The 14,934-nt window shown below is 68.2% G+C and carries 20 protein-coding genes; 10 read left to right on the forward strand and 10 right to left on the reverse strand.

The annotated features are described in order from the left end of the window. Positions 1–142: 142 nt before the first annotated feature. From NF4_RS29810 to NF4_RS29830, 5 genes are all read right to left on the reverse strand, one after another. Positions 143–1,441 carry a hypothetical protein gene (locus tag NF4_RS29810; RefSeq protein ID WP_063130703.1) on the reverse strand — a complete coding sequence of 433 codons (1,299 nt, stop codon included), beginning with the start codon at positions 1,439–1,441 and terminating at the stop codon, positions 143–145. Further along, the gene (locus NF4_RS29815; RefSeq protein WP_063035918.1) at positions 1,438–1,662 is read right to left on the reverse strand and encodes a hypothetical protein; all 225 of its coding nucleotides are present in this window, start codon (positions 1,660–1,662) and stop codon (positions 1,438–1,440) included. The genes NF4_RS29810 and NF4_RS29815 overlap by 4 nt, the downstream gene beginning before the upstream one ends. Positions 1,663–1,991: 329 nt before the next feature. Then, on the reverse strand, positions 1,992–2,990 hold the full coding sequence (locus NF4_RS29820) for an alpha/beta hydrolase (protein WP_063130704.1): 999 nt from the start codon (positions 2,988–2,990) through the stop codon (positions 1,992–1,994). After that, entirely contained in the window at positions 2,987–3,634 is a 648-nt protein-coding gene (locus NF4_RS29825) for a TetR/AcrR family transcriptional regulator (protein WP_063130705.1), read from the reverse strand. The genes NF4_RS29820 and NF4_RS29825 overlap by 4 nt, the downstream gene beginning before the upstream one ends. Continuing rightward, on the reverse strand, positions 3,631–4,977 hold the full coding sequence (locus tag NF4_RS29830) for a flavin-containing monooxygenase (RefSeq protein WP_063130706.1): 1,347 nt from the start codon (positions 4,975–4,977) through the stop codon (positions 3,631–3,633). The genes NF4_RS29825 and NF4_RS29830 overlap by 4 nt, the downstream gene beginning before the upstream one ends. Positions 4,978–5,151: 174 nt before the next feature. Here NF4_RS29830 and NF4_RS29835 point away from each other — a divergent pair, with 174 nt between their 5' ends. Beyond that, the gene (locus tag NF4_RS29835; protein WP_063130707.1) at positions 5,152–6,192 is read left to right on the forward strand and encodes an NAD(P)-dependent alcohol dehydrogenase; all 1,041 of its coding nucleotides are present in this window, start codon (positions 5,152–5,154) and stop codon (positions 6,190–6,192) included. 6 nt (positions 6,193–6,198) lie between these two features. Here the strand turns inward: NF4_RS29835 and NF4_RS29840 are convergent, their stop codons facing one another. Continuing rightward, entirely contained in the window at positions 6,199–6,678 is a 480-nt protein-coding gene (locus NF4_RS29840; protein ID WP_063130708.1) for a nuclear transport factor 2 family protein, read from the reverse strand. Between the two features lie 178 nt (positions 6,679–6,856). On the opposite strand from NF4_RS29840, the gene NF4_RS29845 reads away from it, so the two are divergent. Further along, the gene (locus NF4_RS29845; protein WP_063130709.1) at positions 6,857–7,396 is read left to right on the forward strand and encodes a mycothiol transferase; all 540 of its coding nucleotides are present in this window, start codon (positions 6,857–6,859) and stop codon (positions 7,394–7,396) included. Positions 7,397–7,428: 32 nt separating this feature from the next. On the opposite strand, the gene NF4_RS29850 is transcribed toward NF4_RS29845, so the two are convergent. The 4 genes from NF4_RS29850 to NF4_RS29865 all read right to left on the reverse strand — a co-directional run bounded on the left by NF4_RS29850 (position 7,429) and on the right by NF4_RS29865 (position 10,012). Further along, positions 7,429–8,247 carry an RNA polymerase sigma factor SigF gene (locus NF4_RS29850; protein ID WP_063130710.1) on the reverse strand — a complete coding sequence of 273 codons (819 nt, stop codon included), beginning with the start codon at positions 8,245–8,247 and terminating at the stop codon, positions 7,429–7,431. Continuing rightward, positions 8,237–8,677 (reverse strand): ATP-binding protein, encoded by a 441-nt coding sequence (locus NF4_RS29855; protein WP_063130711.1) that lies wholly within the window; start codon positions 8,675–8,677, stop codon positions 8,237–8,239. The genes NF4_RS29850 and NF4_RS29855 overlap by 11 nt, the downstream gene beginning before the upstream one ends. A gap of 168 nt (positions 8,678–8,845) precedes the next feature. Further along, on the reverse strand, positions 8,846–9,517 hold the full coding sequence (locus tag NF4_RS29860) for a PAS and ANTAR domain-containing protein (RefSeq protein ID WP_063130712.1): 672 nt from the start codon (positions 9,515–9,517) through the stop codon (positions 8,846–8,848). An 87-nt stretch (positions 9,518–9,604) separates the two neighbouring features. Then, positions 9,605–10,012, reverse strand: a complete 408-nt coding sequence (locus tag NF4_RS29865) for an STAS domain-containing protein (protein ID WP_063130713.1) — start codon at positions 10,010–10,012, stop codon at positions 9,605–9,607. Between the two features lie 328 nt (positions 10,013–10,340). On the opposite strand from NF4_RS29865, the gene NF4_RS29870 reads away from it, so the two are divergent. The 8 genes from NF4_RS29870 to NF4_RS29905 all read left to right on the forward strand — a co-directional run bounded on the left by NF4_RS29870 (position 10,341) and on the right by NF4_RS29905 (position 14,932). Continuing rightward, on the forward strand, positions 10,341–10,949 hold the full coding sequence (locus tag NF4_RS29870; RefSeq protein WP_063130760.1) for a flavodoxin family protein: 609 nt from the start codon (positions 10,341–10,343) through the stop codon (positions 10,947–10,949). Positions 10,950–11,010: 61 nt separating this feature from the next. Next, on the forward strand, positions 11,011–12,021 hold the full coding sequence (locus tag NF4_RS29875; RefSeq protein ID WP_063130714.1) for an iron-containing redox enzyme family protein: 1,011 nt from the start codon (positions 11,011–11,013) through the stop codon (positions 12,019–12,021). Next, positions 12,018–12,677: a HemK2/MTQ2 family protein methyltransferase gene (locus NF4_RS29880; protein WP_369690955.1), complete on the forward strand. Its 660-nt coding sequence runs from the start codon at positions 12,018–12,020 to the stop codon at positions 12,675–12,677. The genes NF4_RS29875 and NF4_RS29880 overlap by 4 nt, the downstream gene beginning before the upstream one ends. Beyond that, positions 12,658–13,020: a CDGSH iron-sulfur domain-containing protein gene (locus tag NF4_RS40165; RefSeq protein ID WP_369690956.1), complete on the forward strand. Its 363-nt coding sequence runs from the start codon at positions 12,658–12,660 to the stop codon at positions 13,018–13,020. The genes NF4_RS29880 and NF4_RS40165 overlap by 20 nt, the downstream gene beginning before the upstream one ends. Before the next feature lie 5 nt (positions 13,021–13,025). Then, positions 13,026–13,256, forward strand: a complete 231-nt coding sequence (locus tag NF4_RS29890; RefSeq protein ID WP_084533620.1) for a DUF6480 family protein — start codon at positions 13,026–13,028, stop codon at positions 13,254–13,256. Between the two features lie 32 nt (positions 13,257–13,288). Next, positions 13,289–13,873, forward strand: coding sequence for a nucleotidyltransferase family protein (locus NF4_RS29895; RefSeq protein ID WP_063130715.1), 585 nt, complete (start codon positions 13,289–13,291; stop codon positions 13,871–13,873). Next, positions 13,874–14,152, forward strand: a complete 279-nt coding sequence (locus tag NF4_RS39590) for a BON domain-containing protein (protein WP_063130716.1) — start codon at positions 13,874–13,876, stop codon at positions 14,150–14,152. A 24-nt stretch (positions 14,153–14,176) separates the two neighbouring features. After that, entirely contained in the window at positions 14,177–14,932 is a 756-nt protein-coding gene (locus tag NF4_RS29905) for a metallophosphoesterase family protein (protein WP_063130717.1), read from the forward strand. The last annotated feature ends 2 nt before the right edge of the window (positions 14,933–14,934 follow it).

Consider the following 14,934-nt stretch of genomic DNA (forward strand, 5'->3'; position numbering starts at 1 on the left):
CATCCGGCGAGGGATAGCAAATTCCGAGCGAAATCAGAGACCTACACGAAGGTAACCGAATATGCCGGGTTGTGGGTAACAATCACCGTAGACGCGCCAAAATGAGGCGCGTTCCGGCGATTATCCAGCAAACCTCACCCACTCAGGCGACACTCCAGTTATCGGGGGTCGAGCCGCGTCGCCGCCCGCGTCGCCGGCGCTGGTAGAACACCTCCTCCACCGAAATGTTGGGCACTTCCTCGACGATCCCGGCCAGTTGCGCGTCCAGCCGAAGTTCGGCGATTCGCCGGTGCAGCCCCGCTCGCCGTTCCGCCGGCAACCCCGCCCAGATCGCGCCGATCCGGCGTTGCGAGGGGTGATCGGCACGAGCCACCAGCCTGAGCAGCTCCGGCCAGAGGTCGTCGGCGTTGGCTATCTCCGGCAGCTCGGCGATCCGCTCCACGGGCATCCGCACCAGCAGGCCGACGATATAGCGCTGCACATCGGGGTGGGTGCGTTCGGCCAGCAGCAGCAGACCCCGCCACGGCCCGGGGTAGAACGCGATGACCAGGGATTCGACGATCGCGGTGAGCGCGGCGGTATTGGCGAAGATCGGGTTCATCGCCATCCGCTGCAGCGCCGGGTGGCCGAGCTTCGATACGAAGGTCATCAGTTCCGGCGCCGCGCCCTTCTGGATGACGTGGGCGGCGAGTTTGCCCAGCGCCTCCGGACTGGCGATCGCGAGCAGGATGTCCCCGATCTCGGACACCACGTCCCGGGAAGCCCGCGACATCACCGAGATCGCCGCCTCCTTCAATTCCGGCGAACCGGCCAGCACCGTCTCCATCATTCGCGGAACCCGTCGCGACCGGCCGTCCAGCAACTGGCGCAGTATGTTGCTGATCGCGGGCGCGGAGTACGCGTAGGCGGCGGAGAAGATGATGCCCTCGTCGTCGAGCGTCCCGTGCTCGACCGCCTCGACGAATTTCGGTTTGGCATATTCGAGAAACGGCCCGACGGTGATGTGGTCCTTGCGGCGCAGGACCTCGTTCACGATGGCGACCAACGGCTCGGAGGCCATGATGTCGCCCAGTTCGCCGAGCGCTTTGGGATCCACGTAGGGGGTACAGTCCGCGGCGTACTCCGTTTTGAGCATGGTGAGCGTCTCGGCGGCCGCATCGGGGTATTCGACGCCGACCGCTCCGGCCGCGCGGCCGGTCATCATGGGCGGCACGATCCGCTGGACCAGGGGCAGCGACACCGTGAGCGGAATGATCGGGATCAGACGCCCGATCCGTTTGAACATCTCGCCGTGGTATTCGAAGATCCGGCCCGACATTCGCTGCTCGAGTTCGTGCAGGTGTTCGGCGCCGAGTCGTTCGAGGTAGGCGATACGTTCGACAGGCACGTGTAACGTGCGCGCGAGCAGGACCATCTGCGCGCGGGTGACCAGATCGCTCATCCTTCGAGTTTGTCCCCGAACATGATCCGGCGGGTGATCGTCCGGAACGGCGGGGGGAAGAACCGGATCATTCCGTTGACAGCTTCGATGAGCAGGTCCTTCTCCTGTTGCTGGGCACTGCGGAACAATCCGAGCAGATCCTCGATCTCGGAGTCGGAGAGCATTTCCGACGCGGCAGTGGGTCCGTTCAGTTCGCGGACGAGTTCGGTTTTGGCACTCATTCTGCTCCTGTGTATCGATCAGGGGCCGGCAGCCGCGACAACCACCGCCGACACCGGGTATTACCCGCCCGACGATATGCCGAATCGTCGTGAACGTAAGGGCATTCACAACTGGTGTTATCTGCCTGCAATTTGTGCTGTGGCACACCGTCGGGGTGCCGCAGACGCTACCGCACACCGGTCCCCGGCCCGGCGGTCCGATGATCGGATGCGGCCCGTCCTGCGATCCGAGCAGGTCGGTGGCACCGTGTTCCGGCTCGGCGGATTCCGGACCGCCGCGCGACCGACCGTGAGAGCACTCACCGACCACCGGAATCCGTATCAGCGACTCACGGCCGGGAGCGCGTCCCGTTCTGCGCCGCCGCCAGATGCCGGCGCAGGAACAGCAGCTGGTGGGCCACGGCGGAGTCGAAGAAGGGATTGCCCGGCCAGATACCGAAGTGGCCGCAGGGGTAGTGGCGTACTTCGGCCCGTGCCGCGAACGCCGCCCGCGCCGCGGCGTGCGGCGGTGCGCCGCGATCGAAATCGGCGATCTGCACGAGGACGGGCAGGTTCAGTCCGGCGGCCGTCCGCGCGGGCCGATACCCGGGGAGCTGCCACAGCACACCCGCGTCGATCTCGTTACGCCAGGTGGGTCCGGCGAGGGCGGTGTAGGAGTCGTAGTAGCCGTCCGACGTCAGCGCGGCGAGCTCCCCGGGCCGGCCGACGAGCGGGATGAGCCCGGAACCGCCGAACACTGCGGCCAGCCCGGCCCGGGCACCGCCGGCCGCTCCCCGCAGCACCCCCGCGACACCGCTCTCCCGCGCCGCCAGGACTCCCGCCGCCCGGCCGTCTACCAGCGGAGTGACCGAAACGATCGCCGCGAGGGCGGCCCGGACCGCGGTCGAGTCGGCAGGTGTGGCGCTCGCGGCGGCACCGGCGACGAATACGTGACCGCCGGACAGCGATACGCCCCACAGCACCACCCGGTGCGGGTCCACGCCCGGTAGTTGCGCGGCGGCCAGCACCGCGGCCCGGTAGTCGGCCAGCTGCTCCGACATCCGAACCCGCTGGCGCGGCCGACCCCCACTCGCGCCGAAATAGCGGAAATCGAAGGCCAGGACGTCGATCCCGGCCGCGGCGTAGGCCCGCGCGAACGGTTCGAGTCCGGAATCCTTGGTCCCGCCGAAACCGTGCGCCATGACCGCGACCGGGCGACCGGCCGGGCCGTCGAACTCGGCGGACGTGGCGGGGAAATGCCAGGCGTGACAGTCCACGCCGCCGGAGCGGAAGGCCACGGAGGCCGCAACGGTGGTGCCGGCCGGGCCCGGGGTATCGCGCAGAGTCATGAATCGTTCCTCGCCGTGATGGGTGCGGCGAGCCCGGTGCCGTAGATCGATCGCAGCCAGACGGTGACCACCGACTCGATGTAGCGTTCCCGGTCCAGTTCCGCATCGAAGGTCAATCGTTCGAGCAGGCGCTCGTTGAGCAGGAGCAGCACATCGGCGACGGCGGTGGCGTCACCGCCGGCCGGGGCGCGACCGGCGGCGCGTTCGGCTTCGATCATGGCCGCGATCGACGGGATGAAGGCCTGGCGGTCGGACTCCCACAGCTCGCGCACGCCCGGGGCATTGCGCGCGGCCAGCACCGCGCCGTAGAGATGACGGTTGCGATCCCAGAACTCGACGAGCCCGCGGATGGCCCGCTCGATACGCTGGGCCGGTGCTCCCGCCCCGACGAGAATATCGTTGAGCGCGAAGACTTCCTCGTAGGTTTCCTCCAGCGCGGCCGCCACGGCCGCGGCCTTGTTCTCGAAGTAGAAGTAGAAGGCGGATCTGGTGAGCCCGGCACGCCGGGAGATCTCGGCGATGTTGACGGTTTCGAGCCGGCCGCCGTTATCGCGCAACAGTTCGTCCAGAGCCGCCAGCAGTGCGCTGCGCCGCCGATCGCCGCGCTGCGGGGCCCGGCGGTCGATGCGCGACCGCGTGGTCATCCCGCCCGTCCCAGCCGGACCGGCCCCCGGGCCCGGGCCCGGCGCAGCCCGGCGGGTAGTTCGGTGAGCCGCAGGTCCCGTTCGTAGACGAAGTAGTCCAGCTGCTGGGTGTGCCGGGGCCGGTCCACCACATGACCGGTGAACCGCTGCCGATCGGTTTCGATGACCCGGTGCATCGTCTCCACCGGCGGCGGGCGGTAGTGCCCGGCCGCGTATGCGGCCACCAGCCGCGCCTGGCATTCGACGAACGGGAACAGCGTGGGAAACGGCTGCGCGAACCCCACGAAGGCGAGATCGTCGATACCCGGTTTGAATATGCGCTTGTACAGGGAGATCCGATTGTCCGGAGCACTGAGGAATTCCGGATCGAAGAACGGGAAGGTGATGTTGTAGCCGGTGCAGTAGATGATGACGTCGAAATCCTTCGCCGTCCCGTCCTCGAAATGCACCGTGGCACCGTCCAACCGGCTCACATCGGGTTTGGCGACCACATCACCGGAGCCGAGCCGCAGCGGCAGTTCCACCGATTGGGTGGGATGGGCCTCGAAGAATTTGTGATTCGGCGCGGGCAGCCCGTATTTCACGGGATCGCCGGAGACGAGCGGCGTGAAGATCTGGGTGATCTTGCGCTGCCAGGACAGCGGCACATAGGGCACGGTGCGGAAATAGCGGTCGGCCGGCGTACCGGCGAAATACTTCGGCACCACCCACGCGCTCGACCGGGTCGACAGCCACACCTCGTTCTCCGTACTGCGCGAGGACAGCTCGACGGCGATATCGGCGGCACTGTTACCGATACCGACGATCAGGATGCGCTTGCCGTACAGATCCAGCGGGGTACGCGGATCGATATAGGAATGGGAGTGGATGGATTCTCCGGTGAACTCGCCGGGGAAGTCCGGGAACCGCGGATCCCAGTGGTGCCCGTTGGCGACCACGAGCAGATCGAATCGGCGGGTGTCACCGGCCCCGGTCTCGATATCCCAGCCCCCGCCCGCGGCCGGGCGGGCGTGCTCGACGGCATTGCCGAATTCGATGGCGCGTTTCAGGTCGAAGGCCGCGGCATAGCCCTCCAGGTACTCCTTGATGAGGGTGTGGTGCGGGAAATCGGGATAGGACTCCGGCATCGGATAGTCCCGGAAGGAGAGCTGGTACTTCGAGGTGTCGATGTGCAGCGAGCGGTACGCGCTGGAGTGTCCGTTCGGATTGCCGAATGCCCAGTTCCCGCCGATGCGGTCCGAGGCTTCGAAGCAGGTGTACGGAATACCGTAGTCGCCCAGCATCTTCCCGGTGGTCAGACCGCTGATACCCGCTCCGATGACAGCGACGGTGGGTTCGGGCATACGACCTCCTCGAGCACCACGCCGGTGTAGCGACCGACGCGCCGGGTGACACCGGTCACATGCACCCTAGGCACGGTTTTGACAGGTGTCAATAGAACTCGACTCTTGTCAGCCCGGCGCGGAGACGCCTAGTTTGTGAGGCACGCCATAGTCGGCCGGAGCGGGAGGACACCCATGAGAGCGCTGCAACTCACCGAACCCGGCACCCTGGAGATACGTGAGGTCCCGACTCCGGAACCGGGCCCGGGCGAGCTGCTGATCCAGGTCGGCGCCTCCGGGATCTGCCACTCCGACCTGCATGTCCTTCACCTCCCCGTCAAGGTCCGCGAGGACCCGCTGACCCTCGGCCACGAGATCGCCGGCACCATCGCCGCGGTCGGCGACCAGGTGGCCGGGCGGACGACCGGCGAACGCGGTGTGGTGTATCTGTGCTGGTCGTGTGGGCGCTGCCCGGAATGCGCGAGCGGTAACGAGAACGTGTGCCGGGCGGCCGGGCGGGTCGCCATGCCACCCTGTCCCGGACTCGGGCCCGACGGCGGTATGGCCGAATACGTGGCCGTCCCGGCCGATTCCTTCGTTCCCATCGGCGATATGGACTTCGTCGCCGCCGCACCGCTGGCCGACGCCGCGCTCACCAGCTACCACGCCATCCGCGGCGCCCGCGATCAGCTCTATCCCGGGGCCACGGCGGTGGTGATCGGAGCCGGCGGGCTCGGCCATGTCGGCATCCAGATCCTGCGTGCGATCACCCCGGTGCGGGTGATCGCGGTGGACACCGATCCGGACAAACTCGAGCTGGCGGCGGAATGCGGTGCGCACGAGGGACTCGCGGCCGACGCGGACACCGCGGCTCGGATCCTCGCCATGACCGGCGGCCGCGGCGCGGAAGCGGTATTCGACTTCGTGGGCGTGGACGCGACCGCGAAGCTCTCGGTCGAATCGGTCGGCCCCAACGGGGCCTACCGGATGATCGGGTTGGGCGAGGGCGATCCCGGTATCACCGCGGGCCCCGCGGGTGGCCCGGGGCTGCCGTGGGGCGCGACGGTGCGCAAATCCTACGGCGGCACCAAACGCGATCTCATCGACAGTATCGCGCTGGCCCGGGAGGGCCGGATCACCGCGCGCACCCAGCAGTTCCCCCTCGAGGAGGGCGCGCACGCCTACGAACTGCTCGAACAGGGCAGGATCCGGGGTCGCGCGGTCCTGGTGCCCTGACCGGGCTCACTTCGTGCCGGTCGCCCACATATTGCTGAGCAACGTATGGCTGGGGGTATCGGCCAGCGACTGCGAGGATTCGTAGATCCGCACGTAGGAGGTGGCGTGGATACGCCAGATTCCGTCGGCGCCGCGCCGGTAGCGGTCGGTGTAGTACCCGGCGCCGCGGATCAGTACACCGAAATCCGTGGCCAGTACCGTGTCCTCGAACAGCCAGCTACCGGTCGCGGTGTCGCCGTCGACGGCGATCTCCGGATGATTGGCCACATGGGTGGTGACGATGCCGGGGCCCATGTTCTCGCGCATGAACCCGACCACGGCGTCGCGCCCGTCGAGGGTGAGCTCCTTGCCCATGGCGTGGGTGCCGTAGCGGGCTTCGATCTCCGGATCCAGCGTGGCGGCGAAATCGTCCCACTGCTTCAGATCCAGAGTGCGGAAGTACCGGTACTTGAGGCCGCGGAGAAGTTCGAGTGCCTGCAGATCCATGGAGCCACCTTGGCACGGTGATTCGAGCGCGGCAAGAACATGTTCTATTTTCTCGGCACATCGACTCCCGTTTGCGCGGTCCGGACCGTGGTACTGCGGGCGATACCGGACGACAACTCGCGGCACCCGGCCCGTCGTGCCGGCGTTGCCGCACTATCCAGCAGTGACGGAGACAGCAATGAACAGTGCCGATCTACTCACCGATGCCTTCGATCGAATCCGCGGGGTGGTCCACGAAGCGGTGGACGGACTCGACGAGCAGGCCCTGACCCACCGGCTCGATCCGGTGGCCAATTCCATCGCGTGGCTGGTCTGGCATCTCACGCGGGTCCAGGACGAGCATCTGGCGGAACTCCAGAGCGCCGAATCGCTGTGGACGGGCCGCGGCTGGTTCGAGCGCTTCGACCTGCCGATCGACCGGGACGCCACCGGGTACGGCGACACTCCCGCCGAGGTAGCGCTGATCAGCGCTCCGCCCGAACTACTCACCGGATACCACGACGCCGTGCACGCGCGCACGGTCCGGTTCCTGGCCGCGCTCGACGACCGGGACCTCGACGCGATCGTGGACACGAACTGGGATCCGCCGGTCACCATGGGCGTACGCCTGGTCAGTGTGATCGCCGACGACCTCCAGCACGCGGGCCAGGCCGCTTTCGTCCGTGGCATCCTCACCAACGCCCCCGCCGACCGGACGGATCCGGCGGCGACGCGCTGATCCCGCTCCGGCCTCCGGCCCGGGCACGCCGGTCAGTCGCGCAGCGCCTGCTCACGCAGCCAGCCGAGAGTGCGCGAAAGTATCCGGGAGATGTGCATCTGTGACACTCCCAGCTCCTCCGCGATCTGCGACTGGGTGCGGGATTCGAAGAACCGCATCCGCAGCACCTGGCGCTCCCGCTCGGACAACTCGTCGAGCAGGGGTTCGATCGCCAGGTAGTCCTCCAGCCAGCCGTAGGACGGCTCCTCGGCACCCAGCGATTCCACCAGCGGCAATGCCGAACTGTCGCCGTCCTCCCCGGTGGCGGGCGCGTCCAGCGAGGAGGCCTGGTAGGCATTACCGGCGATGAGGGCCTGGGTCACCTCCACCACATCGATCTCCAGTTCGGCGGCGATCTCCTTGGCCCGCGGCACCCGCCCGAGCCGCTGCGCGAGGATCTCGATGGTGGGGCCCAGGTTGAGCTGCAGTTCCTTGACCCGCCGCGGCACCCGGACCGACCACGTGTTGTCGCGGAAATGCCGGCGGACCTCGCCCATGATGGTCGGGACGGCGAAGGACAGGAACGAGGAACCACGGGAGACGTCGAAGCGGTCCACCGCGTTCACCAGGCCCAGCCGGGCCACCTGCAGCAGATCGTCGTAGTTCTCACCGCGCCCGGAGAACCTTCTGGCGATGTGCTCGGCCAGCGGCAGACACCGCCGCATGATCTCCGCGCGCAGCTCCGCGCGGGCGGGGTCGCCCTCGGCGAGGGCGCCCGCTTTGCCGAACAACGGCTCGATATTGTCGTAACTGTCATGGCCGCGGTGGCGGCGCGAAGGCCCGGGATCCGCCCGTATGCCTTCACCCGCCATCGGCGCCTCCTCGGAACCAGCTGAACTCGACATCGGTCGGGTAACCACCACTCGCCACGTCGTAGGGATGCTGTTCCACGCTGACCGAGCGGGTCAGCGTCCGCACGATATGCCAGCCGAATCCCTCCTGATCGCGGAGCGAGTCGACCTCCGAGATCGAGGTTACGCGCACTGTCATGCGCTGCTCGTCGTAATCGAAATCGCAGGTCAGACTCGAATCGGGAACAGCTGCCGCAATCAACGACGTAGCCACCTCATCGAGGGCGAGCCGGATATCGGTCACCTCGTCCAGACCGAAATCGGCGATCAGCGATACGGTCTCGGCCAGCGCGCGCAGCATCACCAGCTGCTCCTGCCGGGCCGGAATCCGTACGCCCACCGTCGTATCCGCCGATGTCGTATACACGGAATCGGAGACACTCTCCCCCATGCGCACCACCACCTCGTTCCTACCGCCCGCACCCCGGCGGGCGGGGCGCCCGCCGGGCCCGTCGGTGCCCGTGACCGTCGGTGACGCCGCGGTTCGTCTTCCTCGGATGTCGGCCTGATTGTCACATGCGCACATACCCCGGCCGGAATCGCCGAAACCCCGCCCAGTTCACGTGTGGTCGATCCGCTCGTGGACGGTCAGCAGCAGATGATCGAATGCGGTGCGCAGTGCGGGTGCGGCGTAGTCGACCGTGGGCAGCTCGGCGACCAGTCGGGCGGCCAGCGCCCGGAGTTTGGTGTTGGTCTCCTGGGAGCGCCAGGTCAGCACCCGGAACGCCTGGTCGGCGCTGATCCCGTACACGACCATCAACGCGCCCTTGGCCTGCTCGATCACCGCTCGTGCCGCGAAGAGGCCCGGCAGCGTGTCCTGCAGAGTCTCCTCCCGCTCCTCGGCCAGCGTTTCGGTGAGGTCGATGTAGTAGCCCGCGGAACCGATCACGGCGCCCTGCTCGTCGGTCATCACATCGGCCACCACGATCACGTGCTTGGTATCCCCGGCGAGGTCGACGATGCGGTGCCGGCTGCAGAACGGCGCCCCCTCGGCCACCGATTTCGCGAGAGCGTTCGCCACCTGGGCGCGGTCGTCGGGGTGCTTGTGGCCGAGCAGCAACTCGGTGCTGGGCGTCATCGGCGCGGCCGGGTAGCCGTGCATCTCGGCGACGGCTTCCGACCACTCCCAGCGTTGGTCGGCGAACCAGAACCGGAAGGCGCCCGCACACTGCGAAACGCTTCCGATCGAGTCCGGTAATTCTTCGGCGACAACGCCGTCTTCTCGCGACACGGCTCGAGTATCGACCGTTCCCACGCGGAAAGCGACCCCGCCCCGGCCGCTCGAGCGGCCGGGGCGGGGTGCGAGCGCGGACTGGGGTCAGCTCGTGAGCGCGCTGTTCAGGCTGGGGAAGTACTGGAACTGCGGCCGCACACCGGCGACCTCGAGTGCCCGCTCCACTTCCTTGCGGCCGCTGACCACCCGCAGCTCGACACCGGCCCGCCACGCGGCGACCTTGGCTTCGCCGAGGATGACGGCGGCACGGATGCTCATGAAGGTGGTCGCGCGCAGGTCCAGCACCACAGCGCGGCACAGGCCGGATCGGCAGCGTTCGAGTAGGGTGCGCAGTTCTTCGTGCAGTACGGCATCCAACTCGCCTTCTACACGGGCGATCACGCATTCGGGGTGTTCGGTACTGCGTCGAGACCACATACGGCCGGTGGTCACCGGTCGCGGGTCGCGCTTGCGTTGCTGATCGACCTGGCACCGGGCGGTGGTAACCGACATATCAATCCCATCCCTTGCTTGGTGGGGATTTCCGGTTGGCGTACGCGCTGCGGGCAGATATCGGAGCGGGAGCCTTCTCCCGCTCATCGAACCCGGGCACCGAGGAATACGCGGTACCGGGATCGGCTGCATGTTTTCAACCTGACGACCATTCTGGCACGGTCGGCCGACGGTGTACACCGCCCGTCTACCCCGGCATATCCGGTCGCCGACACCACCGCGCGGCCGGATGGAGATGTTTATCCCCGGTGCCACCGGCTATTGCACACAGGCACAGGCACAGGGCCGGGTCGGACCGGCCGACCGAACAGGGGCGGAGGTTTCCGGAATGGCTTCTCTGACCGCGGTGGCACTGGTGTGCTCGCTGAAGAGCTCACCCGCCGAATCCAGTAGCGATCTGCTGGCCCGGCAGGTGCTCGACGAACTCGCGAAGCATGACGTGGCGGGCGAGGCGATCCGGGTCGTCGATCACGATATCCATCCGGGCGTCAGCGCCGACGAGGGCGACGGCGACGAATGGCCCGCGCTCCGGGCCCGTATCATCGGCGCGGACATCCTGCTCTTCGCGACCCCGACCTGGGTGGGCCATATGTCGTCGGTGGCGCAGCGCGTGCTGGAAAGACTGGACGCCGAGCTGTCGGAAACCGACGACGCGGGACGGCCCGCCATGTTCGGCAAAGTCGCACTGACGGCGGTGGTCGGCAACGAGGACGGCGCCCACAAGATCACCGCCGACCTGTTCCAGGGCCTGAACGATATCGGCTACACGCTGCCCGCGCAGGGCGGAACCTACTGGAATGGCGAGGCCATGAGCGGCATCGACTACCTGCAATTGGACGAGGTCCCCAGCGCGGTCGCCGCCACCAACGCGACCGCCGCTCGGAATGCGACGCATCTCGCCCGAGCACTACGCTCAGCTCCCTATCCGGCCGAGTAACGCGCAGCGCGTCCCGCTGCCCTCTCCGGGATTCGAAGTTCGATGCCGCGAAAGGCGAACCATGGTCGAAACACTCACCCCACGCGAAACCGCCGTCGACGAGCCCCCGCTCCCCGTGGCCCGCGGCTCGCTGTCGGCGGCCGTGCTGACGCTGCTGCGGGACGTACCCGGACGGCCGGTACCCGAGGTCCCCGACGATCTCGATCCCTACGGTGACGACTTCCAACTGACCCTGCACACCTGCTATGAGCTGCACTATCAGGGCTTCCGTGGCGTGGACGCCGACTGGGAGTGGGATCCGGGACTGTTGCGGATGCGCGCTGAACTCGAGCGCCGGTTCCTCGCCACCCTGCGCGCCGAAGTGCCCGGAGGTGCCGATGTCACGGCAGAACTGGATCGATTGCTCACCGCGCCCGTGGCCGGCGGTGTCGCGGGCCGGCTGCGCAACGACGGTTCCTGGTGGCAGATGCGCGAGTATTTCGTCCAGCGCTCGATCTACCACCACAAGGAGGCCGATCCGGTGGCCTGGGTGATCCCCCGCCTGCGCGGCCGGGCGAAAGCCGGATTGGTGGCGATCGAGTTCGACGAGTTCGGCGGCGGCCACGAGGATCGCATCCACGCCCGGCTCTACGCCGACCTGCTGCGCGGCGCGGGCCTGTCCGACGGCTACCTGCACTATCTGGACGTCGTCCCCGCCTGCATGCTCGCTCTGGTCGACATGATGTCGCTGTTCGGCCTGCACCGTTCGCTGCGGGGTGCGGTCGTGGGCCATTTCGCGGCGGTGGAGATCACTTCCTCACCGGCCTCGAAACTGATGGTCGAGGCGCTGCGGCGGTTCTCCGCCCACCCGGACTGCGTCCGGTTCTACAGCGAACACGTGACCGCCGACGCCGTCCACGAACAGGTCGTGCGCCGGGAGGTACTCGACGACCTGCTGGCCCGCGAACCCGGACTGGCCGAATCGGTGGTCTTCGGAATCCAGGCGACCGATCTCCTCGAGGACCGGTGCGCGGACCAGATGCTCGACCGCTGGCGCGCGGGCGAGAGCTCACTGCGGACGGTGGAGCGGTGAGTCCGGTGTTCGTCCGTGTCCCCGGCGTCTACCGTCCCCAGCCGGATACCCGGCTGCTCGCCCGGGCGATGACCGATGCGGCCCTGCCGCGCGGCGCGCAGGTACTCGACGCGTGCACCGGAACCGGTGCGCTGGCGATCCACGCCGCCCGGTCGGGGGCGGCGGCGGTCACCGCGGTGGACCTGTCGCGCGCCGCGCTGGCCTCGGCCTGGTTCAACAGCCGCCTGTACGGGGTGCGGCTGGAGCTGCTGTGCGGAGACGTCACCCGGGTGGTCGAGGGCCGCACGTTCGACGTGGTGGTCGCCAACCCGCCGTATGTACCCAGCGAACACCATCCGCCCGAGGACGGCCCCGCGCGCGCCTGGGACGCCGGCTGGCACGGCCGCCATCTGCTGGACCCCCTGTGCGAGATGATGCCGCAGTTGCTCGCCATCGGCGGTACCGCGCTGATCGTGCACTCCGCGGTCTCGGGTATCGCCGCCACCCTCACCCGGTTGCGAGCGGGCGGGCTGAAGGCGACCGTGGTGGCCCGCACCGTCATCCCGTTCGGGCCGGTGATGCGCAGCCGGCTGGAGTGGTTGCGCGACCGGGGCCTGATCCAGCCCGAACAAGAGCACGAGGAACTGGTGGTGATCCGTGCCGACCGAACCCGCTGATACACCGGCCGGTCCCGACGAGTTGCTCGCCGCGATCCGCCACGCCGACCCCGCCGCGGCGGACGACGGGGCGGCGGCGGCCGACACCCGCGGTATCCGGCCCGAACCGGCCCCCATCCCACCGGACACGGCGAATCCGGTACGCCGGGTCACCTTCACCGCCGAGGGTCCGGTCCTGGTGGAGGGCCCACTCGAGGTGGTCACCCCGGACGGTGACCACCTGCTCGCCGACCACTTCCTGGTCGCGCTGTGTACCTGCAAACGTTCCGGGAGCTACCCGCTGTGCGATACGAGCCATCGCCGCCGGGCCCGGCGCCCCGGAGACGATCGAGAAGGGAGGTAGAGGGTATGTCCATGGATCCCGACCCCGCCGAAACCCCTGATCTGGAACCGGGTGGCGGAGTCCCGCCGGGTTCCACACCGCCCGACACCCCGCAGACCTCCGGGTTGTCGGCGGAGGAGCCGGCCACGCGGCATCATTTTCCCCCGACCGGAGTCCTGGCGGTGGTGCTGACGATCGCCCTGGTAGCTGCGTTCCTGGTGGTGGCGGTCGCCCTGGTGATCACGATCGTCAGCTGATTGGCGGTGCCGTTTCCGGGTAGCCGCCCCGTATGGCGCCGACCCATCAGCAGTTGCTCCACGCGCTGACGCGAGCCGCGAATGCGCTGACGCATCACGACGTCCCCTTCGCCGTGGCGGGTGGTTGCGCGGTCTACGCCCGGGGCGGACCGCCCTCGGACCACGATGTCGATCTCTTCGTCAAACCCGCCGACAGCGGCCGGGCGCGCAGCGAACTGGCCCGGGCGGGCCTGCGTATCGCCGACGCGGCCGAGGATTGGCTCACCAAGGCCTACGACGGCGACACCCTCATCGATGTCATCCACCGGCCCAACAACCGCGAGGTCGACGACGCTCTGCTGGCCCGGGCGGAGGTCATGCGGGTCGGTCCGACGATGGCGCCGGTGGTGCACGGCACCGACCTGCTGGTCGACAAACTGCTGGTCTTCGACGCGCACCGGCTGGACCTGAGCCCGCTGTTACGTATCTCCCGCGATCTGCGCGAACAGGTGGACTGGCCGTCGGTGCGCGCCCAGACCGAACATTCGCCCTACGCGCGGGCGTTCCTCGGGTTGATCGACGATCTCGGCATCGCCGACACCCGGACCGATGATCGAACTTCAGGAAGGGCCGGATAGATGTCGGAAACCGAAAACCGTCCGCCCGGCCGGCCACCGGAGTACCTGGCGGCCGAACTACACCGGGCATTGACCGAGGATCCGCGCTGCGCCGAACAGGGCGTACGAGTGCGGATCCGGGGCGACGTGGTGGTACTCGACGGCGAAGTGGGCAACGCGGAGCGGCGGCGCCGGCTCGAGGACGTGGTTCGCGAGATCGCGCCGGATGCCCAGATCCACAACGACGTACACGTGACCGCGACGCCCGGCCCGGGCGAATGCGAGGACCTCGGTGACTGACACCGGGCGGAAGGGAGTGCACCGATGCGGATCGCCGCTGTGGGGGATGTCCATCTGGGTACCGATTCGCGGGGCATGCTGCGTCCCGCGCTACGCGGTCTACCGGACCACGCCGATGTCCTGCTGTTGGCCGGGGATCTGACCAATCACGGGACCCTGCCCGAAGCCGAGGTGGTGGCCACGGAATTCGCCGATGTCGGCGTCCCGGTCATCGCGGTCCTCGGCAACCACGACTATCACAGCGATCTCTCCGAGGAGATCACCGAGATGCTTGCCGCGGCCGGGATCACGGTCCTCGAGGGCAGCGCCACCACGGTCACGATCGGCGAACGCACGCTGGGCGTCGCGGGAACCAAAGGCTTCGGCGGCGGGTTCGCCGGAAAATGCGCCAGCGTGTTCGGCGAACACCTGATGCGTGAGTTCGCCGGGCACACCATCGAGTTGGCCACCCGGCTCGATACCGCGCTGGCCGAGCTGGACACCGATGTCACGGTGGTCCTCACCCACTACTCCCCTGTCAGCGACACCCTGCACGGTGAACCGCGGGAGATCTACCCGTTCCTGGGTTCCTACCTGCTCGGTGAGCCGATCGACACCCACCGGGCGGACCTGGCGCTGCACGGGCACGCGCACGCCGGGTGCGAACGCGGCACCACACCCGGCGGTATCCGCGTCCGCAATGTCGCCCAGCCGGTCATCCGCTCGGCCTTCGCGGTGTACGAACTGCATCCGCAGCAGACCCGCGCGCGCGAGCACAGCGAAACCGCGTTGACCGGATAACC

The sequence above is a fragment of the Nocardia fusca NBRC 14340 genome (assembly GCF_001618425.1).
GTDB classification, from domain to species: Bacteria; Actinomycetota; Actinomycetes; order Mycobacteriales; family Mycobacteriaceae; genus Nocardia; species Nocardia fusca.

Excerpts from the sequence above, each read along its gene's own strand:
- NF4_RS29810 (WP_063130703.1), bottom strand. The coding sequence starts at position 1,441 with ATGAGCGATCTGGTCACCCGCGCGCAGATGGTCCTGCTCGCGCGCACG.
- NF4_RS29815 (WP_063035918.1), bottom strand. The coding sequence starts at position 1,662 with ATGAGTGCCAAAACCGAACTCGTCCGCGAACTGAACGGACCCACTGCC.
- NF4_RS29820 (WP_063130704.1), bottom strand. The coding sequence starts at position 2,990 with ATGACTCTGCGCGATACCCCGGGCCCGGCCGGCACCACCGTTGCGGCC.
- NF4_RS29825 (WP_063130705.1), bottom strand. The coding sequence starts at position 3,634 with ATGACCACGCGGTCGCGCATCGACCGCCGGGCCCCGCAGCGCGGCGAT.
- NF4_RS29830 (WP_063130706.1), bottom strand. The coding sequence starts at position 4,977 with ATGCCCGAACCCACCGTCGCTGTCATCGGAGCGGGTATCAGCGGTCTG.
- NF4_RS29835 (WP_063130707.1), top strand. The coding sequence starts at position 5,152 with ATGAGAGCGCTGCAACTCACCGAACCCGGCACCCTGGAGATACGTGAG.
- NF4_RS29840 (WP_063130708.1), bottom strand. The coding sequence starts at position 6,678 with ATGGATCTGCAGGCACTCGAACTTCTCCGCGGCCTCAAGTACCGGTAC.
- NF4_RS29845 (WP_063130709.1), top strand. The coding sequence starts at position 6,857 with ATGAACAGTGCCGATCTACTCACCGATGCCTTCGATCGAATCCGCGGG.
- NF4_RS29850 (WP_063130710.1), bottom strand. The coding sequence starts at position 8,247 with ATGGCGGGTGAAGGCATACGGGCGGATCCCGGGCCTTCGCGCCGCCAC.
- NF4_RS29855 (WP_063130711.1), bottom strand. The coding sequence starts at position 8,677 with ATGGGGGAGAGTGTCTCCGATTCCGTGTATACGACATCGGCGGATACG.
- NF4_RS29865 (WP_063130713.1), bottom strand. The coding sequence starts at position 10,012 with ATGTCGGTTACCACCGCCCGGTGCCAGGTCGATCAGCAACGCAAGCGC.
- NF4_RS29870 (WP_063130760.1), top strand. The coding sequence starts at position 10,341 with ATGGCTTCTCTGACCGCGGTGGCACTGGTGTGCTCGCTGAAGAGCTCA.
- NF4_RS29875 (WP_063130714.1), top strand. The coding sequence starts at position 11,011 with ATGGTCGAAACACTCACCCCACGCGAAACCGCCGTCGACGAGCCCCCG.
- NF4_RS29890 (WP_084533620.1), top strand. The coding sequence starts at position 13,026 with ATGTCCATGGATCCCGACCCCGCCGAAACCCCTGATCTGGAACCGGGT.
- NF4_RS29895 (WP_063130715.1), top strand. The coding sequence starts at position 13,289 with ATGGCGCCGACCCATCAGCAGTTGCTCCACGCGCTGACGCGAGCCGCG.
- NF4_RS39590 (WP_063130716.1), top strand. The coding sequence starts at position 13,874 with ATGTCGGAAACCGAAAACCGTCCGCCCGGCCGGCCACCGGAGTACCTG.
- NF4_RS29905 (WP_063130717.1), top strand. The coding sequence starts at position 14,177 with ATGCGGATCGCCGCTGTGGGGGATGTCCATCTGGGTACCGATTCGCGG.